This window comes from Nocardioides korecus, assembly GCF_054778395.1.
This window is the reverse complement of sequence record NZ_BAAGZO010000003.1, coordinates 21158-39619: the sequence shown is the minus strand read 5'-3', so window position 1 is coordinate 39619 and position 18462 is coordinate 21158. Positions and strand designations below refer to the sequence as shown.

Here is an 18462-nt window from a genome sequence, read left to right as displayed (position 1 = left end):
GAGCACGACGCCCTGCCGGACGGCCCCCGCGCCCTCCCCCAGGTCGACCCCGAGGCCCCGGCCCCCGAGACGACGGCCGACGTCCTGCCCCTGGTCGCGCCCACCGACTCCCCCACCCCGTGGGGCGCGCAGTCGGCGAAGGCGGAGTGGACCGCCCCGCAGCCCGGCCGGCTCGTCTGCGCGGGCCTGCTGCTGGTCGCGCTGGCCGGCACCGGGGTGCTCGGGTGGCGCTACTACGACAGCGGCTCGTCCGCGGACCTGACCGCGCTGGTGGTGGGCCTCGCCGTCGTGGTCGTGCTCTGGGGCCTGACGGTGATCGCCACCCCCCAGGTGGTGACCGTGCGCGGCGCGGTCCTGACGGTGTTCTCCGGCCGTGACGAGGAGCGCTACGACCTCAGCGACCTCCACCAGCGCGTCGACGTGACCGGCGAGCCCGGCTCAGCGTGCTGGGCGCTGGTCCTGCACCGCCGCGACGGGTCGGCCCGCGTGCTGCGCGACGCCGACGTCGACGCCGTCGCCCTCGACGCCCTCGTCCGGGACCACCGGGACCGGGCCGCCCAGCGGGCCGCCGACCGCGAGCGCCGCTTCACCCTCTGAGGCCCCGCGGCCGCCGGCCTCGGCGCGCACCACGACCACGCCGGCGAGGATGAACAGGCCGCCGACCAGCTGCACCGCGCGGGGCAGCTCGCCCAGCAGGAGCCAGGCGAACAGCACCGCGAACATGACCTCCGAGAGGCCCACGAACGAGGCAAGCTTGGGGCCCAGGATGCGGGCCGCCACGATCCCGGTGGTGTACGGCGTGACCGCCGCGACGAGCGCGAGCTCGAGCACCGCCAGCCACCACGGCATCGAGACCCCGCCGAGCGCGACCGTCGTGGGCGGGAACTCCATCGGCAGCAGGCCGAGCACGCCGAACACCGCGAAGCCGACCGAGGCGAACACCAGCCCGCCCCCGGCCAGGGCCAGCGGCGGCAGGGCCGTCTCGTGGGTGCTGCCCGAGAGCAGGTAGTAGGACGCCAGGCCGACGGCGGCCAGCAGCCCCCACGCCACCCCGACCAGGTCCACGGCCACGCTGCTGCCCCCGAAGGAGCCCAGCGGCACCACGTCGAGCACCAGCGCCAGACCGGCCAGGGCCAGCACCACGCCGACCACCGTCGGGCGCCCGGGCCAGCTCCGGGCCGCGACCGCCTGCCACACCACGACCAGCACGAGCCCGAGGTACTCCAGCAGCAGCGCCACCCCGACCGAGAGGTGACCCACGGCGTAGGAGAAGGCCAGCTGCGGCGTCGCCACGGCCCCGATGCCGTAGCCCACGACCAGCCACCACTCGCTGCGCAGCAGGTGCCAGCGTCCCCGCATGACCCGCGCGGTCGGCACCAGCAGCACCAGCGCCGCCCCGGCCACCCGCAGGAAGGTCACCGACCCGGGGGTCCAGCCGGTCTCGAGCATCGCCTTGGCGACCGGCCCCGACGTGGCGAAGCTCGACGCGGAGACCAGGGCGATCGCGATGCCGACCCCGGTGCCGGTCGGGGGCGTGCGCACGGGACCGGCGGCGGGGCGGGCCGTGGCCCGGCGGGCACGGGGCGAGGTCGTCACGCGAGCACCTTCTGTCAGGAGTGAAAGGACGGGACGGTCCTGACGCTAGGCTGTCCGCAGGACAGGAGTCAAGATGACCTTCACCCATGACACCCAGATCGCCCTGAACGCCGCCGCGGCCCTGGTCAACACCGACCCCGGGGGCGGGTCCGACGAGGACCCGCTGGGGACCCTCGCCGGACTCCAGACGTTCCTCGACGAGGTCGGCTGGCGCTCCGGGCGCTCGGGCGACGAGGCCGAGCTGCACGCCGTGCGCGCGCTCCGGCCACAGCTGCGCGAGCTGTGGTCGCTCGGGGAGCTGGCCCTGGTCGAGCGGGTCAACGAGATCCTGCTGCGGTTCCGGGCCCTCCCCCAGGTCGTGGAGCACGACGACCTGGGCTGGCACATCCACGCGGTCCCCCGCGACGCGCCGCTGGCGACCCAGATGGTGGTCGAGGCCGCGATGGCGATGACCGACGTGCTCCGCGCGGGCGAGCTGGACCGCCTCAAGACCTGCGCCGCCGCGGACTGCGACGCCGTCGTCGTCGACCTGTCGCGCAACCGCTCCAAGCGGTTCTGCGAGGGCGGGTGCGGCAACCGGGAGAACGTCCGCGCCTACCGCGACCGGCTGCGCGGCGAGGAGGTCTGAGGACTCCCCGACCCGGGGTCAGCCCCGGGGCTCGGACGCGGCGGCGCGCTCGGAGCGGTCGCGCAGCACGTCGCGGGTGAACTCCACCCCCGAGGTCACGGTCAGGACCACGGCGACCAGCAGCAGCAGCGCCGAGATCCACCAGACCACGTCGCCGAAGACGGCCCAGGAGCCGGTGAGCAGGCCGAACGGGGCGATGAACCCGCCCAGCGCCACGGCCTGCACGGTGGTCTTGACCTTGCCGCTCTGCTTGGCCGGCATCACCACGTGCTTGGCCACCGAGAGGCGCGCCGCGGTCACGCCCCACTCGCGCACCAGGACCAGGACCGCGGCGGTCCACCAGATCCAGGCCGGCATGAAGTCGTGGATCACGGCCAGCCCGATCAGGGCCATGCCGGTCATCGCCTTGTCGGCGATCGGGTCGGCGATCTTGCCGAAGTCGGTGACCAGGTCGTGCTTGCGGGCCAGGTCCCCGTCGATCTTGTCGGTGGCCATGGCGAGCACGAACACGGCGTACGCCGCCCAGCGCCAGCCGAGGTGGTGACCCCCGTCGTGCAGCAGCACCCACCCGAGCACCGGGACCATCGCGATCCGCAGCGTGGTCAGGGCGTTGGGGACGTTCCAGTTGCTCACCGTGCGCGTCGCGACCGGCTCCTGGCTGCCGGCGAGATCCTCGGTGCCGCTCACGAGCGGTCCCCGGAGCCGACCGGGCGGGCGACCAGGTCGACGCCCTCGGTGCCGACCACCTCGGCCCGCACGAGGTCGCCCACGCGGAGGCCGGCCACGTCGCCCTCGAGGAACGTCGACCCGTCGACCTCGGGGCCCTGGTGGGCCGCGCGACCCTCGACCTCGTCGTCCTCGAGCGACTCGACCAGCACCTCGACCAGCTCGCCGATGCGCTCCTCGGCGCGCTGCGCCGTGAGCTCCTCGGCCAGGGCGGTGACGTGCTCGACGCGCTCGCGGATCTCGTCCTCGTCGAGCTTGTCGGCGAAGCCCTCGGCCTCGGTGCCGTCCTCGTCGGAGTAGCCGAAGATCCCGATGGCGTCCAGGCGGGCCCGGGACAGGAAGTCGCAGAGGATCTCGAAGTCGGCCTCGGTCTCGCCGGGGAAGCCCACGATGAAGTTCGAGCGGGCGCCGGCCAGCGGGGCCTGGGCCCGCGCCTGCTCCAGCAGGCCGAGGAACGACTCGGAGTCACCGAACCGGCGCATCCGGCGCAGCACGGGGTTGGAGGCGTGCTGGAAGGACAGGTCGTAGTACGCCGCCACCCCGGGGGTGCGGGCGATCGCGGTGACCAGGCCCGGACGGGTCTCGGCCGGCTGCAGGTAGGAGACCCGCACGCGCTCGACGCCCTCGACCGCGGCCAGCTCGGGCAGCAGCGTCTCGAGCAGGCGGAGGTCGCCGAGGTCCTTGCCGTAGGACGTGGAGTTCTCGCTGACCAGGAACAGCTCGCGCGCTCCCTGCTCGGCCAGCCAGCGGGCCTCGGCCAGCACGTCGGAGGGGCGGCGCGACACGAACGAGCCGCGGAAGGCCGGGATCGCGCAGAAGGTGCAGCGGCGGTCGCAGCCCGAGGCCAGCTTGAGCGGGGCCATCGGGCCGGAGTCGAGTCGGCGCCGCTCGCCGTGGCCGGGCTGGTACGCCGGGGCGTCGACCCGCTCGGCCGGCGAGATCGGCAGCAGCAGCCGGCGGTCCTGCGGGGTGTGCGGGTGCTGGGTCTCCCCGGCCAGGATCGAGCGCAGCCGACCGGCGATGTCGGGGTAGGAGTCGAAGCCCAGGACGGCGTCGGCCTCGGGGAGCGAGTCGGCCAGCTCCGAGCCGTAGCGCTCGGCCAGGCAGCCCACGGCCACGACGGCCTGGGCGGACCCGCTCTCCTTGAGGTCGGAGGCGGCCAGCAGGGTGTCGACCGAGTCCTTCTTGGCGGCCTCGACGAAGCCGCAGGTGTTGACCACGACGGTGTCGGCCTCGGCCGGGTCCTCGACCAGGCGGAACCCACCGGCCTCGAGGCGACCGGCGAGCTCCTCGGAGTCCACCTCGTTGCGGGCGCACCCCAGGGTCACCATGGCCACCGTGGAGGTGGGGGCGGACGGGGAGCTCGGGGAGGACCCGGAGGTCTGCTGGATAGTCATAGGCCGAGCCAAGTATGCCGGACTCGCGCCCCTGACCCCACCACGGTGGTCTAGCGGGACCCGACGCTCTTGCTCGCCGCCGCGGCGCCCTGGCCCACGACGCCCTGGTCACGACCCAGGTAGGAGACGTGCACGGCCCCGCCGTTGCTCGAGGTCACCTCGAAGGGAGCCAGGCCGATCACCTGCTGGCGCTGCCCGTCGGCGAGCCGGCCGGCCCACAGGATCCGGCCGCCGCGGTCGCGCACGACGACCTCGGGGGTGGCGCCCGTGGCGCGCACCTCGACCGGGGCCAGGCTGCTGGCCGGCTGCTGCTTCTCCGAGGACGCCAGGCCCGCGGAGTCCACGACCTGAGGCGCCGGGCTGACCAGCTCCTGCGGGGTGTCGTCGGCGAGGCGGGACACGCCCCAGACGCCGGCCAGGACCAGGACGGAGGCGGCCATGAGGCTCCAGCGCGGGCCGCTGTGGGCCGCACGGACGCCGCCGCCGATGCCGCTGGCGAGCTCGGCCTCGAAGACCTGGCGCGCCTCGATCTCGGGCGAGGCGTAGTGCTCGTCGTACAGCGCCACCAGCTCCTCGGCGTCCAGGCCGAAGATCCGCGCCAGGGTCCGCAGGTGACCGCGGGCGTAGAAGTCGCCGCCGCAGGCCTCGAAGTCGTCGACCTCGATGCGCTCCAGGACGTGGGGCCGGATCCGGGTCCGCTCCCCCAGCGTGTCGATGCTGAGGCGGGCACGGTGGCGGGCGGCGTTGATGCGGGGGCCGATCACGGGGTGCTCGGGGCCGCGGGGCTCCTGACCCCCGAGGTCGTCCAGCCGGGCGACGAGCACGGGCACGGGCCGCTGCGCCGCGGCCAGCGTCGACCCGGTGGTCGCGGACGCACCGGCCGGCTCGAGGTCCTCGGCGTCCTCGTCGCGGCGCGCGCGCTGCTCGGGGATCGGCGGCGGCGTGGGCAGCACCCGCACCGACTCCCGGACGACCTCGGCGCGCGAGGCGGGGCGGGTGGCCCGACCCGGCTCGACCGGCTCGACCTCGTCCTCGGTCTCCTCGACGGCGTCGACGGGGTGGTCGGCAGCGTGCTCGACGGTGTGGTCGACGGTGTGGTCGAGCGAGTGCTCGGCAGCGTGCTCGACGGGGTGCTCAGCGGGGACGTCGGCGTCGGTCTCGACCTCGGACCGGTCCTGGTCCTGGTCCTGGTCCTCGACGTCCGCCTCGGTCGACGGGCGACGCTGGCCGGCGCGGGCGACCCCCAGCGCGACCAGGCGACGCAGCTCGCCGAGCCGGTCGCGGGTCGACGTGCGGGGGCCGGTCTCGTGCCCAGCCTCGTCGGCGGTCTCCTCGGCGGCCTCGCGGGCGGTGTCATGGGCGGGAGCGTCGTCGACGTCGACGGACGCCGGGACGACCGCGATCTCGTCGGTCTCCTCGAAGCGGGTGGAGAAGGTCGACGTGGCGACCTCCTCACGGGCGTCGGCCTCGTCGGGCTCGTCGAGCCCGTCGGCGTCGTGGACGTCCTGCTCGGGAGCCGACTGCCAGGGACGACGACGGTCGCGCCAGCGCACCGGGGCGCCGAAGTCCTCCAGCTCACGGGCCGCCGGCTGCTCCGCGAACTCGTGGTCACCGGAGTGCTCGGGGTGCTCGGGGTGCTCGGGGTGCTCGGAGACCTGGGCCGGATCGGTCTGGGTCTCGGAGTGGGGGACGCCGGTGAGCACCAGGACGGGCACCTCGCCGCTGGCGAGGGAGTCCAGGTCGGTGACCAGGTCGCCGGTCAGGCCGTCGTGGTCGACGCGGGTGGTCATGCCCAGGGGCACCGAGAAGCGCTCGTGGGCGTCCTCGGTGACGGGGTGCACGACGACCTCGCCGTCACGCAGCCACGAGCCGGGTGAGCGGACCTCGACGTGGGCGACGTCCTGCCAGCGCAGCCCGCTCCAGGTCCGGCCGCGCCGCACGCGCACGCCGTGCTCGTCGGCCACCAGCAGCGGTGCCCGGCTGTCGCGGACCACGAGCAGCTGGAGCACGCCGATCGCGGCCAGGACCAGCGTCAGCGCCCAGTCCACGGGCGACCCCGTCTGGAGCGCCCTCGCGAACCACGCGACGGTCATCACCGACGCCAGGAGCGCCACCACCGCGGCCACCGCGGCGTTGTGCCGCACAGTCACACCCATCACTGCTCTCCCTGCAGGGTCGCGATCACGTCGTCGAGGTCGTCGGGCTTGATCATCACGTCGCGGGCCTTGGAGCCCTCGCTGGGCCCGACCACCCCGCGGCTCTCCAAGATGTCCATCAGGCGGCCCGCCTTGGCGAACCCGACGCGCAGCTTGCGCTGGAGCATCGAGGTCGAGCCGAACTGCGTGGACACCACCAGCTCGATGGCCTGGACCACGAGGTCCATGTCGTCACCGATGTCGTCGTCGAGCTCGCGCTTGGAGGTCGCGGCGACCGTGACGTCCTCGCGGTAGCTGGGCTCGAGCTGCTGCTTGCACTGCTCGACCACCTGGGCGATCTCGGCCTCGGTGACCCAGGAGCCCTGGACGCGCACCGACTTCGAGGCGCCCATCGGCAGGAACAGCCCGTCGCCCTGGCCGACCAGCTTCTCCGCACCCGGCTGGTCGAGGATGACCCGGCTGTCGGCCAGCGAGCTGGTCGCGAACGCCAGCCGCGAGGGCACGTTGGCCTTGATCAGACCGGTCACCACGTCCACCGAGGGGCGCTGCGTGGCCAGCACCAGGTGGATGCCGGCCGCGCGGGCCAGCTGGGTGATCCGGACGATCGCGTCCTCGACGTCGCGCGGCGCGACCATCATCAGGTCGGCGAGCTCGTCGACGATCACGCACAGGTAGGGGTACGGCGCCAGCACGCGCTCGCTGCCCGGGGGCACCTGCACCTTGCCGGCCCGCACCGCCTTGTTGAAGTCGTCGACGTGGCGGAAGCCGAAGTTGGCCAGGTCGTCGTAGCGCAGGTCCATCTCGCGCACGACCCACTGGAGCGCCTCGGCGGCCTTCTTGGGGTTGGTGATGATCGGGGTGATCAGGTGCGGGATGCCCTCGTAGGCGTTCAGCTCGACCCGCTTGGGGTCGACCATGATCATCCGGACCTCGTCGGGGGTGCTGCGCATCAGCAGCGAGGTGATCATCGAGTTGATGAAGGACGACTTGCCCGAGCCGGTGGCGCCCGCGACCAGCAGGTGCGGCATCTTGGCCAGGTTGGCGACCACGAAGCCGCCCTCGACGTCCTTGCCCAGGCCGACCACCATCGGGTGGTGGTCGTTGCGGGCGTTGTTCGACCGCAGGACGTCGCCGAGGGAGACGACCTCCTTGTCGAGGTTGGGGATCTCGATGCCGACCGCGGACTTGCCCGGGATCGGAGAGAGGATCCGCACGTCGGCCGAGGCCACCGCGTAGGAGATGTTCTTGGCGATGCCGGTGATCTTCTCGACCTTGACCGCCGGGCCGAGCTCCACGACGTACCGGGTCACCGTCGGGCCCCGGGTGTAGCCGGTGACCTGGGCGTCGATGTCGAACTCCTCGAGCACCTGGGTCAGCTTGGCCACGACGTCGTCGGAGGCCTTCGACCGCGCCTTGTGCACCGAGCCGGGCTTGAGCACCTCGCTGTCGGGCAGGGAGTAGGTCACGTCGCCGGAGAGCGCGAGCTGCTCGACGCGCGCCGGCAGCGGGGTGTGCGGCGGCGGCTCGAGGCCGCCACCCGTCTCGTGGGCGGACTCGTCGTCGGGCTCGGCCGGCGTCGCGTCGTCGTATGCGGCGATGTCGAAGGGGGCGGCGCCGTCGGCGGAGGGGTCCGCCACCACCGGGTCGCGACGGCGGCGCGAGCGCTTGGCGACCTCGCGCGCGGCCATCGGGTCCTCGTCCAGCAGCGGGGTGTCGTACGCCGGGTCGCCCATGTCGGGGTCGATCTCGTCGGTCCCGGCCGTGCGCCGCGAGCGGCGCGGGGCCTCGAGCGCGGCGGGCTCCTCGTCCCAGTCCTCCACGTGGCGACCCATGATCCGGTCGCCGAGCTCCCGCAGCCGCGCGGGCACCTGGTAGACGGGGGTGGCGGTGACGACGAGGACGCCGAAGACGACCAGCAGGACCAGCAGCGGGACCACGACGTACGCGGTCTGGAGCAGGTCGACGAGCAGCTTGGCGACCACGAAACCGACGGCTCCGCCGGCCTGCTGCAGCGGCCGGGTGTCGCCGAGGCGCGGCGTGGGCGAGCCGTTGGCGATGTGCACGATGCCCAGGACGCCGACGAGCAGGGCGCCCCAGCCGATCACCTGGCGACCGGCCGGGCCGTTGCGCTCGGGGTCGCGCAGGTTGCGCCAGGCCACGAAGACCAGGAGCACCGGGACCAGCCAGGCGACCAGGCCGACCGAGCCGGCCACGACGGCGCGGACCGCGTCGCCCAGGCTGCCGGGCAGCTGCCACCAGACCGCTCCGGCGACCACGACGGCCAGGCCGAGCAGGAACAGGCCCGCGCCGTCTCGGCGGTGCTCGGGCTCGAGCTCGGCGGCTCCGCGGCCCATGCCACGCACGGCGCCGCCGACGAGGTGGGCCAGGCCCAGCCACGCGGCGACCACGACGCGGGCGAGCGCGATGAAGACGGTGGCGACCGGGCCGGTGCCGGTGCGCACGGCACGGGGTGCGGGGCGGCCTCCGCGTGCGGCGGGCTTGCGCGCAGGTGTGCGGGAGCCGCCCTTGGCGGGACTCTTGCCGGAGCTGCGCGAGGAGCCCTTCGCGGGGCTCTTGGCCGTGCTGCGGGCAGGGCTCTTGCTCGGCGTGCCCTTGCTGCGCGACGCCGGCGGGGAAGACGTACGGGTCGCCATGCTCGGAATCTACCCCGACAGCACCGTGCGCCCCGTGCGTCACACGCCGCACCACGGGCACCAGACCGCGTCAGTCGCGTGACGAGCTAGTCCCTGACGAGGTGCTGGGCCGATGTCCGAGATGTCCAGCCGGATCGTCAGGGACCACCCAGTCCCCGGCGCCTACCCCTCGAGGACGATGGCGGCCTTGCCGGTGCCGGCCAGGGGCACCCGCAGGCGGAAGGTGCTGCCGACGCCGAGCTGGGAGGAGACCAGGATCTCGCCGCCGTGCATGTGCGCGATGCGGCGCGAGATGGCCAGGCCCAGGCCGGTGCCGGGGATCGACAGCGCCTCGGGGTTGCTGGAGCGGTGGAAGGCCGAGAACAGGTGCACCTGGTCGGCGACGGAGATGCCCAGGCCGGTGTCGGCGCAGGAGACGAAGCCGTGGGTGTCCTCCACGCCGACGCGCAGGTCGACCGAGCCCCCGGGCAGGGTGTACTTCACGGCGTTGCTGGCCAGGTTGTCCACGACCTTGCCGAGCTCGTCGGGGTCGGCGGTGATCATCACCGGCTCGGTCGGCATGGTCAGGGTCATCGTGACCCCGCCCTGGGCCGCGGCGAGCGTCATCAGCTCCATGGACCCCTCGACCAGCTTGCGCAGGTCGACCTCGCGGCGCACCGACTCCCGCTTGTCCTGGACCTGGGAGTAGTTCAGGAGGTTCTGCACCAGGCGGTTGAGCCGGTCGGCGTTGCGGGAGATCGCCTCCACCGAGCCGATCCCGGTGTCGAGGTCCTCGAGCAGCTCGACGTGGCCGATGATCGAGGTCAGCGGGGTCTTGAGCTCGTGGGAGATGGTCGCGATCAGCTCGCCCTTGTAGCGGTCCAGCTCCTGGAGCTCGCCGACCAGGTGCCGCTCGCGCTCGTAGAGCCGGGCGTTCAGGACGACCCGACCCAGGGTGCGGCCGACCTCCATCACCGCCTGCTGCTCCTCGTGGGTCCAGGGGCTGGACTCGGCGTCGCGGCCGAGCAGGACGTAGCCCAGCAGCTCGCGACCCACCGCCACGGGGGCGAACATCAGGCTGGCGCCGTCGCTGGGACCGAGCAGCTCCCGGACCAGGTCGACCTGCTCGGGGCTCAGGCCGCCGTCGACCTCGGCCAGGTTGGCCCGGCTGACCAGCACCGGGCGCCCCAGCTCGGAGGCCCGCATGGCCAGGATGCTCTTGACCGCGATCACCGCGGGCCGGGTCTCCCGGTCCTCGGGCGGGTACGACGCCGACTGCTCGACCTGGTCGAGGTCGCCGGAGGGGAAGCAGCGGATCCACAGGTGCTCGGTGGCCAGGCCCTTGGCGATGGCCTGCGCCGCCTCGCGCAGCGACAGGTCGAGCTCGGCGAGCTGGCCGGCCGAGGACACCGCGCGGAGCATGTCGCCCATCCGCACCTGGTCGCCGAGCCGCTCGCGCTGCTGGGCGTTGTACATCGCCAGGCCCGCCTGGACCACGAACATCTCGAGCAGCTCGCGCTCCTCGCGGTTCGGGATCCGGTTGCCCGGGGGCAGGTCGACCGACATGTTGCCGAGCAGCTGGCCGGTGGCGGAGTAGAGCGGGGCGTAGAGCGCGTCGAGCGGGTGCCACGCGTCGGGCCCGGCGGTGGGCTCGAAGTCCGGCACCCACGCCGACTGCTCGAGGGCGTTGGGCAGGCGGTCGTGCGGGACGAAGCGCAGCACGCCCCACTCGTCGGCCTGCGCGAACTCGTTGAAGATCGAGGCCACCGGCGTACGCCGACCCATCACCTGCTCGCGCACCTCCGGCGGGCCGGCCACCGTGGTCATCACGAAGGTCTCGCCCTCGAGCCGGGCGATCGCCGCCACGCCGTACCCGAGCACCTCGACGACCCCGTTGGCGATCTCGTCGAGGACCTCGGCGAGGTCGTTCGACGAGTTGACGCGCAGCATCAGCTCGTAGAGTCGGCGGATCCCCTCGGCTCGAGGGACCTCGGTCAGGTGCATGCGGCTCGGGCTCCCGGAGACCTCAGGTGGACGGACAGGGCCACACGCGTGGACCTGTGCCACGAGTCTAGGGTGACTTGTCCGATTTCTTGGGTGGTTTGGCCCAGTACCGAGGCTACGCCCGTGAAGACCGGCTCGGATGGTCCCCAGGAACCAGTTGCACTAGACCTCCAGCACCACCGGGACGATCATCGGTCGGCGGCGCAGACGCCCTCCGGCCCAGCGTCCCACGACCCGTCGGATGGTCTGCTGGAGCTGGTAGGTGTCGTCGACGCCCTCGGCGCGGGCCTTGTCCAGGGCGGCCACGATCGGGCCGGTGATCTCGTCGAAGGCACTGTCCTGCTCGGCGAATCCGCGGGCGTGGATCTCGGGCCCGCTGACGACCTTGCCGCTCTGGGAGTCCACCACGACGATGACCGAGATGAACCCCTCCTCGCTGAGGATGCGGCGGTCCTTGAGGGAGTCCTCGTTGACGTGCCCGATCGAGCTGCCGTCGACGAAGACGTAGCCGCAGTCGACCTTGCCGACCACGCGGGCGCGACCCTTGACCAGGTCGACGACCACGCCGTCCTCGGCGATGACGACGTTCTCGTCCGGGACGCCGGTCGCCCGGGCCAGGGCGGCATTGGCCAGCAGGTGCCGGATCTCGCCGTGGACGGGCATCACGTTGCGCGGCTTGACGATGTTGTAGCAGTAGAGGAGCTCACCGGCGCTGGCGTGGCCGCTGACGTGGACCAGGGCGTTGCCCTTGTGGACCACGTGGGCGCCCCAGCGGGCGAGCCCGTTGATCACGCGGTAGACGGCGTTCTCGTTGCCGGGGATCAGCGAGGAGGCCAGGACGACCGTGTCGCCCTCCTCGAGGTGCACGAAGTGGTGGCTGCGCTGGGCGATCCGGCTCAGCGCCGAGAGCGGCTCGCCCTGGGAGCCGGTGGAGATCAGCACGACCTTGTCCGGCGGCATGTCGGCGGTGGCCTTGGGGTCGACCAGCAGGCCGTCGGGGACGGTGAGGTAGCCCAGGTCGCGGGCGATCCCCATGTTGCGCACCATCGATCGACCGACGTAGGCGATCTTGCGGCCGTTGGCGGCGGCGGCGTCCACGATCTGCTGGACGCGGTGCACGTGGGAGGCGAAGCAGGCCACGATGATGCGCTTCTCGCTGGTCGCGAAGACCCGGGCGAGGACCGGGGAGATGTCCTTCTCCGAGGTGGTGAAGCCGGGGACCTCTGCGTTGGTGGAGTCGGTGAGGAACAGGTCGACGCCCTCCTCCCCCAGCCGGGCGAAGGCCCGCAGGTCGGTGATGCGGCCGTCCAGCGGCAGCTGGTCCATCTTGAAGTCGCCGGTGTGGAGCACCGTGCCGGCCGGCGTGCGGATGGCCACGGCGAGCGCGTCGGGGATCGAGTGGTTGACCGCGACGAACTCGAGGTCGTAGGGGCCGAAGGAGATCCGGTCGCCCGCGGCCACGATCGACTGCACGGGGTTCTTGATCCGGTGCTCGCGCAGCTTCCCGCCCAGCAGGGCCAGCGTGAGCTGGGACCCCACCAGCGGGATGTCGTTGCGCTCGCGCAGCAGGTAGGGCACGGCGCCGATGTGGTCCTCGTGGCCGTGGGTCAGCACCAGCGCCTCGACGGCGTCGAGCCGGTCCCGGATGGCGCTGAAGTCGGGGAGGATCAGGTCGACCCCGGGGTGGTTCTCCTCGGGGAAGAGCACGCCGCAGTCGACCAGGAGCAGCCGTCCGGCGTGCTCGAAGACGGTCATGTTGCGTCCGACCTCGCCGAGTCCCCCGAGGGGGATCACCCGCAGGCCGCCCTCGGGCAGCGCGGGTGGGGCGGAGAGCTCGGGATGGGGGTGGCTCACAGCAGTCCTGCCTTCTGGATCGCGGCCCTCAGGTCCGCGACCTCGTCGTCGTCGAGTGGTACCAGGGGTCCACGCACCTGGCGGTTGTCCAGCACACCGAGCAGCTCCATGGCGGCCTTGGCGGTGGTGGCGCCGTAGTTCGGCACCCCCATCACCGCCCCGACCACGGGCAGCAGCTCGGTGAAGGTCTCCAGCGCCGCGGCCGGGTCGCCCGCGTCGAAGCTCTCGACCACGCGCCGCAGCTCGCGACCCACGACGTGGGCGGCGACCGAGACGATGCCGCACGCCCCGTGGGCGAGGTAGCCCAGGAGCAGGCCGTCGTCCCCGGCGTACACGTCGTAGCCGAGCTGGCGCAGCGCGATGGTGTCCACCGGGTTGCCGGTGGCGTGCTTGACGCTGGTCACGTTGTCGAGCCGTCGGGCGGCCTCGTAGGTCTCCAGGCCGATGGCCTGGGCGGTGCGGCCGGGGACGTCGTACAGCATCACCGGGAGGCTGGTGGCCCGGGCGACCTCGGTGAAGTGGTGCAGGATCCCGGCCTGGCCGGGCTTGTTGTAGTACGGCACCACCAGCAGCACCGCGTCGACGCCGACCTGCTCGGCCGCGATCGCCAGCTCCACGGAGTGGGCCGTGGAGTTGGTGCCGACACCGGCCACGACCGTGCCGCGGTCGCCGACGGCGTCCTTGACCGCCCGCAGGATCTCGGTGTCCTCGGCGACCGTGGTGGTCGGCGACTCCCCGGTGGTGCCGCTGACCACCACACCGTCGTTGCCGTGGTCCAGCAGGTGCTGGGCCACCCGGCCGGTGCCGTCGGGGTCGACCGCTCCGTCGGGGGTGAACGGCGTGACCATCGCGGTCAGGACGCGGCCGTAGGGGGCGACAGGCAGGCTCATGGGGCCTAGGTTATCCGCCGCGGACCCGGCCGCCCCGCCGCGTGGCCGTGGGGAGGACCAGGACGACGGGGCCCGAGATGGCCTATCTTCTTCGACCATGAGCGAGAGCCAGCAGCCTCCCGACCAGTACGGCCAGTCCTGGGGCCAGCAGCCCGGCCAGCCGCAGGGTGGGGCGATGGCCCCGCACGAGGGTCAGTTCATGCTCGGCCACCTCGGCCAGGAGTACGGCCCCTACGGCTACGTCCAGCTCCAGCAGATGGCGGTCGCCGGCCAGATGAAGGGCGACGCCCAGCTGCGCGACGTCCGCGGCGGCGGCTGGTTCCAGGCCAAGCAGGTGCCGGGGCTGTTCTCGCACCGCGAGTGGCTCACCACCGTCCTGCTCTCGTGGTTCCTCGGCTCCTTCGGCGTGGACCGCTTCTACCTCGGCTACACCGGCCTGGGCGTGGCCAAGCTGCTCACCCTGGGCGGGTGCGGGATCTGGCACCTGATCGACCTGGTCCTGGTGCTGATGCGCAAGGTCCCCGACGCCGACGGCCGCCCGCTCCCCTAGCTCACACCGCCGTGGCCCGCTCCAGCCACACCCGGTGGAAGAGCTCGGCCTCCTCGCGCCGGACCTCGCGCCACTCCCCCTCGTCGTACGCCGGGTAGCGGACGTCGCCGCCGGGCGTGAGGTGCACGTGGGTCAGCACCTGCTCGCCCGCGTGCGGCATCAGGGCGGCGTACACCTGCGCGCCGCCGGCGACCATCACCTCGCCGGGCAGCGAGCGGGCGATCTCCAGCCCCGTGGCCACGTCGTGGGCCACCTCGACGCCGGGGTGGTGCCAGTCGGGGTCCCGGGTGAGCACCACCGTCGTGCGACCCGGGAGCGGGCGACCGATGGACTCGAAGGTGGTGCGCCCCATCAGCAGGGTGTGCCCCAGGGTCAGCTGCTTGAAGAAGGCCTGCTCGCCGGGCACGTGCCAGGGGATGTCGGGCCCGTCGCCGATGGTGCCGTCGGTCGCGACGGCGGCGACGAGGACGACCCGGGCGGCAGCCTCAGACGGCAATGGGGGCCTTGATGCCGGGGTGGGGGTCGTAGCCCTCCACCGCGAGGTGCTCGAGGTCGAAGCCGTCGATGCTGGTCACCGAGGGGTCCAGGCGCAGCGTGGGCAGCGGCCGCGGCTCGCGGGTCAGCTGGAGCCGGGCCTGCTCGAGGTGGTTGGAGTAGAGGTGGGCGTCGCCCAGGGTGTGCACGAAGTCGCCGACCTCGAGCCCCGTCACCTGCGCCACCATGTGGGTCAGCAGCGCGTAGGACGCGATGTTGAACGGCACGCCGAGGAAGACGTCGGCGGAGCGCTGGTAGAGCTGGCACGACAGCCGCCCGGGCGCCCCGTCCACCCCCGGCGCGACGTAGAACTGGAACATCGTGTGGCACGGCGCCAGCGCCATGTCGGGGAGGTCGGCGACGTTCCACGCCGAGACCACGTGGCGGCGCGAGGACGGGTCGCGGCGCAGCTGCTCGACCACCTCGGCGAGCTGGTCGACGTGGCGGCCGTCGGGCGTGGGCCACGAGCGCCACTGGTGCCCGTAGACGGGGCCCAGGTCGCCGTCGGCGTCGGCCCACTCGTCCCAGATCGAGATGCCGCGCTCCTGGAGCCAGCGCACGTTGGTGTCGCCGCGCACGAACCACAGCAGCTCGCCGAACACCGACCGGGTGTGCACCTTCTTGGTCGTCACCAGGGGGAAGCCCGCGCGCAGGTCGAAGCGCATCTGGTGGCCGAAGACGCTGCGCGTGCCGGTGCCCGTGCGGTCGGGCTTGTCCACGCCCTCGTCGAGGACCCGGCGGAGGAGGTCGAGGTAGGCCTGCATGGGCGACAACCTACCCGCGTGGCAGGCTGGAGCGGTGAGCACCGGACCACGCTGGAACGACACCGCGGCAGCAGGCCGTCGGTGCTGATCGGCCTGCTCGCGGCCCTGGCCGCCGCCGTGCTGTTCGGGGCCACCGCGGTGCTCCAGGCGGTCGTCGTGCGCCGGTCGGGGCTGGTGTCGTGGCCGATGGTGGGCGTCACCGGTGGCTACGTGCTCGGGTGGGGGTTCCACCTGGTCGCGATCTCGCTGCTGCCGCTCTACCTGGCGCAGATGGCCATCGGCGGCTCGTTGGCCGTGACCGCGCTGGCCGCCTCGCGGGTCGTCCGCGAGCCCCTGGCCCGCCGGCACTGGTGGGCCATCGGCGCGATGGTCCTCGGGTTCGCGGCCCTGGTCGCCTCCGCGGCCGCCCCGGGCCGCTCCCACCAGGTCGGTCACCTCACCCCCGCGCTGTACGTCGTCCTGGCCGTGCTCGCCGTCGGCGGGCTGCTCGCGTGGCGCCTGCCCGCCCCCCGCGGGGGCGTCGCGCTGGGCCTCCTCGCCGGGCTGGCGTACGCCGGAGCGCCGATCGCCACCCGCGACCTCGAGCACGTCACCCTCGACCTGCACGTCCTGCTGCCCGCGCTGACCGTGCCCCTGTTCGGCACCCTGGGGTTCGTGCTCCAGTCGGTGGCCCTCGAACGCGTCTCGGTCACCGCCGCCACGGCCCCGATGGTGCTCCTGGAGACCTTCGTGCCCGCCGCCCTGGGCGTGCTGCTCTTCGCCGACCGGGTCCGGCCGCACCTCGGGGTCGTGGCCGTGCTGGCCTTCCTGGTGGCCACCGCCGGGGCGCTGGTGCTCAGCGGTGCCGAGGGCCGGCTCGAGGACCTGGAGGGGTCCGGTCCACCACCGGGCACGCCCGGGCCGCACGGGGAGCGCGCCGGTGACCTGCACCGGTGAGCCGTGCGGGCGGCCGCACGTGCTGAGATGGTCCGCGTGAGCCAGGACCTGCCCGACCCGACCGTCCGCGACGCGACGCGTCCCGACCACGGGCACCCCTCCGCCCCCGACGGCCCCTCCGCCGGGGGCAGCACCTCGGGCCCGACGGCCGACGTCTCGGTGCGGGTCGCCTGGGCCGACGACGCCGAGGCGGTGGCCGCGGTGCAGGTGCGCGCCTGGCGCGAGACCTACGCCGACCTGCTGCCGGCCGAGGTGCTGGCCTCCCTGGACCACGCGAGCATGGCCGAGGGCTGGCGCCGGGCCCTGGCCGCCCCGGGCGACGCCCGCCACCGCGTGCTGGTCGCCCTGGAGCGCCACCTGGTGACGGGCTTCGTCGTCACCGGCCCCACCACCGACCCCGACCACGACCCGGTCGCCACGGGCGAGCTCAGCGACCTCACGGTGGACCCCCACCAGCGCGGGTCCGGTCACGGCTCGCGGCTGCTGACCGCGGCCGCCGAGACCCTGGAGGCCGACCGCTTCACGGTCGCGGTCTCCTGGCTGCCGGTCGGTGACGACGCCCGACGCGCCTTCCTCACCGGGGCCGGGTGGGCCCCCGACGGGGCACACCGCTCGCTCGACCTGCTCGGCGACGGCACCACCGTGGTCAAGCAGGTGCGGCTGCACACCCGCCTCGTCGACTAGGGGCCGGGGTGGGGGGTGCGCGGTCCCGGCAGGAGCAGGGCGAGTCCGTCCGCTCGGTGGTCCGGGACGGGATCGCCGTGGGCGTGGCGACCGGTGCCTACGGCATCTCCTTCGGCGCGGTCTCGGTCGCGGCCGGGTTCTCGGTCGCCCAGACCTGCGCCTCCTCCCTGCTGATCTTCACCGGCGCCAGCCAGTTCGCCCTGGTCGGCGTGGTGGCCGCCGGCGGGAGCCCGCTGGTGGGCGCCCTGTCCGGGCTGCTGCTCGGCACCCGCAACACGCTCTACGGCCTGCAGGTGGCCCCCCGGCTGGGCCTGCGCGGTTGGCGTCGGGCGGCCGCCGCGCACCTGGTCATCGACGAGTCCACGGCCATGACCGTCACCCGGTCCGACCCCGTGCTCGCCCGGACCGGCTTCCACGCGACCGGGCTCGCGGTCCTCGTCCTGTGGAACCTCGCCACCCTGGCCGGTGCGCTGCTGGGCGACGCCGTCGGCGACCCGCGCGACTACGGCCTCGACGCCGCCGTCGGCGCTGCGTTCCTCGGTCTGCTCTGGCCTCGCCTGGACGCGGCCCGGCACCGGGTGGCGGCCGTGCTGGGCGCCGCGGTGGCCCTCGCGCTGGTGCCGCTGGTCCCGGCCGGCGTGCCCGTGCTCGCGGCCGCCGTCGTCGCACTGGGCCTGGGCCTGCTCCGCCCGACCGGCCCGGAGGAGGCGTCGTGACCCCGGTGGGCGCGTGGGCGGCCGTGCTGGGCTGCGCGGCCGGCTGCTACCTGCTCAAGCTGGCCGGCGTCTCGGTGCCGCAGCGCGTCCTGGACTCCCCCGGCGTACGCCGTGTGGCCGGGCTGCTGCCGGTCGTCCTGCTCGCGGCGCTGGTCGCGGTGCAGGTGCTCGCCGTGCGCACCGCGCACGGCGGCGCGCTCGCCGTCGACGCGCGCCTCGCGGGGCTGGGCGTCGCCGTGGCGGCGCTGCTGCTGCGCCTGCCGTTCCTGGTGGTGGTCCTGGCCGCCGCCGTGACCGCCGCGGGGATCCGGCTGCTCGTCTGAGCGCCGCGGGTCGGGCGGTCGACCCGGGACACGACCGCGGCCCGTCCGGTGCCGCCCGAGACGGGGCACCG

General features: G+C 73.7%; 16 protein-coding genes. 6 read left to right on the top strand and 10 right to left on the bottom strand.

The features are described 5' to 3' along the window. Positions 1–438: 438 nt before the first annotated feature. Entirely contained in the window at positions 439–1596 is a 1158-nt protein-coding gene (locus tag ACYVDA_RS06410) for an EamA family transporter (protein WP_460816213.1), read from the bottom strand. 73 nt (positions 1597–1669) lie between these two features. Between ACYVDA_RS06410 and ACYVDA_RS06405 the strand changes: the two genes are divergently transcribed. Then, positions 1670–2224: a CGNR zinc finger domain-containing protein gene (locus tag ACYVDA_RS06405; RefSeq protein ID WP_460816210.1), complete on the top strand. Its 555-nt coding sequence runs from the start codon at positions 1670–1672 to the stop codon at positions 2222–2224. 18 nt (positions 2225–2242) lie between these two features. On the opposite strand, the gene pgsA is transcribed toward ACYVDA_RS06405, so the two are convergent. The 7 genes from pgsA to dapA all read right to left on the bottom strand — a co-directional run bounded on the left by pgsA (position 2243) and on the right by dapA (position 13884). Next, positions 2243–2911, bottom strand: coding sequence for a CDP-diacylglycerol--glycerol-3-phosphate 3-phosphatidyltransferase (gene pgsA / locus ACYVDA_RS06400; RefSeq protein WP_460816208.1), 669 nt, complete (start codon positions 2909–2911; stop codon positions 2243–2245). Further along, positions 2908–4347: a 30S ribosomal protein S12 methylthiotransferase RimO gene (rimO, locus tag ACYVDA_RS06395; protein ID WP_460816206.1), complete on the bottom strand. Its 1440-nt coding sequence runs from the start codon at positions 4345–4347 to the stop codon at positions 2908–2910. The genes pgsA and rimO overlap by 4 nt, the downstream gene beginning before the upstream one ends. A 50-nt stretch (positions 4348–4397) precedes the next feature. Then, positions 4398–6503, bottom strand: a complete 2106-nt coding sequence (locus ACYVDA_RS06390) for a helix-turn-helix domain-containing protein (RefSeq protein WP_460816204.1) — start codon at positions 6501–6503, stop codon at positions 4398–4400. After that, positions 6503–9157, bottom strand: a complete 2655-nt coding sequence (locus ACYVDA_RS06385) for an FtsK/SpoIIIE family DNA translocase (protein WP_460816202.1) — start codon at positions 9155–9157, stop codon at positions 6503–6505. The genes ACYVDA_RS06390 and ACYVDA_RS06385 overlap by 1 nt, the downstream gene beginning before the upstream one ends. A 162-nt stretch (positions 9158–9319) precedes the next feature. Further along, a complete protein-coding gene (locus ACYVDA_RS06380) occupies positions 9320–11140 on the bottom strand; it encodes an ATP-binding protein (RefSeq protein ID WP_460816200.1) in 1821 nt (606 codons plus the stop codon). A gap of 162 nt (positions 11141–11302) precedes the next feature. Further along, on the bottom strand, positions 11303–12994 hold the full coding sequence (locus tag ACYVDA_RS06375) for a ribonuclease J (RefSeq protein ID WP_460816198.1): 1692 nt from the start codon (positions 12992–12994) through the stop codon (positions 11303–11305). Beyond that, entirely contained in the window at positions 12991–13884 is an 894-nt protein-coding gene (gene dapA / locus ACYVDA_RS06370; protein WP_460816196.1) for a 4-hydroxy-tetrahydrodipicolinate synthase, read from the bottom strand. The genes ACYVDA_RS06375 and dapA overlap by 4 nt, the downstream gene beginning before the upstream one ends. 97 nt (positions 13885–13981) lie before the next feature. On the opposite strand from dapA, the gene ACYVDA_RS06365 reads away from it, so the two are divergent. Continuing rightward, complete coding sequence (locus ACYVDA_RS06365; RefSeq protein WP_460816194.1) at positions 13982–14434, top strand: TM2 domain-containing protein; 453 nt, start codon at positions 13982–13984, stop codon at positions 14432–14434. Position 14435: 1 nt separating this feature from the next. Here the strand turns inward: ACYVDA_RS06365 and ACYVDA_RS06360 are convergent, their stop codons facing one another. Together ACYVDA_RS06360 and ACYVDA_RS06355 are read right to left on the bottom strand one after the other, a co-directional pair. Further along, positions 14436–14930 carry a dihydrofolate reductase gene (locus ACYVDA_RS06360; protein ID WP_460816192.1) on the bottom strand — a complete coding sequence of 165 codons (495 nt, stop codon included), beginning with the start codon at positions 14928–14930 and terminating at the stop codon, positions 14436–14438. After that, positions 14920–15732 (bottom strand): thymidylate synthase, encoded by an 813-nt coding sequence (locus ACYVDA_RS06355; protein WP_460816190.1) that lies wholly within the window; start codon positions 15730–15732, stop codon positions 14920–14922. Before ACYVDA_RS06355 ends, ACYVDA_RS06360 begins: the two co-directional genes overlap by 11 nt. Positions 15733–15750: 18 nt before the next feature. Between ACYVDA_RS06355 and ACYVDA_RS06350 the strand changes: the two genes are divergently transcribed. Genes ACYVDA_RS06350 through ACYVDA_RS06335 form a run of 4 tightly spaced genes read left to right on the top strand, consistent with a single transcriptional unit; the run spans position 15751 to position 18391 of the window. Continuing rightward, entirely contained in the window at positions 15751–16668 is a 918-nt protein-coding gene (locus ACYVDA_RS06350; RefSeq protein WP_460816188.1) for a hypothetical protein, read from the top strand. A gap of 36 nt (positions 16669–16704) precedes the next feature. Next, the gene (locus ACYVDA_RS06345; RefSeq protein ID WP_460816186.1) at positions 16705–17352 is read left to right on the top strand and encodes a GNAT family N-acetyltransferase; all 648 of its coding nucleotides are present in this window, start codon (positions 16705–16707) and stop codon (positions 17350–17352) included. An 8-nt stretch (positions 17353–17360) separates the two neighbouring features. Beyond that, entirely contained in the window at positions 17361–18068 is a 708-nt protein-coding gene (locus ACYVDA_RS06340) for an AzlC family ABC transporter permease (RefSeq protein WP_460816184.1), read from the top strand. Continuing rightward, on the top strand, positions 18065–18391 hold the full coding sequence (locus ACYVDA_RS06335) for an AzlD domain-containing protein (RefSeq protein WP_460816182.1): 327 nt from the start codon (positions 18065–18067) through the stop codon (positions 18389–18391). The genes ACYVDA_RS06340 and ACYVDA_RS06335 overlap by 4 nt, the downstream gene beginning before the upstream one ends. The last annotated feature ends 71 nt before the right edge of the window (positions 18392–18462 follow it).

Coding starts and splice junctions, on each gene's coding strand:
- ACYVDA_RS06390 (WP_460816204.1), bottom strand. CDS start 6,503: ATGGGTGTGACTGTGCGGCACAACGCCGCGGTGGCCGCGGTGGTGGCG.
- ACYVDA_RS06365 (WP_460816194.1), top strand. CDS start 13,982: ATGAGCGAGAGCCAGCAGCCTCCCGACCAGTACGGCCAGTCCTGGGGC.
- ACYVDA_RS06405 (WP_460816210.1), top strand. CDS start 1,670: ATGACCTTCACCCATGACACCCAGATCGCCCTGAACGCCGCCGCGGCC.
- ACYVDA_RS06355 (WP_460816190.1), bottom strand. CDS start 15,732: ATGCAGGCCTACCTCGACCTCCTCCGCCGGGTCCTCGACGAGGGCGTG.
- rimO (WP_460816206.1), bottom strand. CDS start 4,347: ATGACTATCCAGCAGACCTCCGGGTCCTCCCCGAGCTCCCCGTCCGCC.
- dapA (WP_460816196.1), bottom strand. CDS start 13,884: ATGAGCCTGCCTGTCGCCCCCTACGGCCGCGTCCTGACCGCGATGGTC.
- ACYVDA_RS06380 (WP_460816200.1), bottom strand. CDS start 11,140: ATGCACCTGACCGAGGTCCCTCGAGCCGAGGGGATCCGCCGACTCTAC.
- ACYVDA_RS06385 (WP_460816202.1), bottom strand. CDS start 9,157: ATGGCGACCCGTACGTCTTCCCCGCCGGCGTCGCGCAGCAAGGGCACG.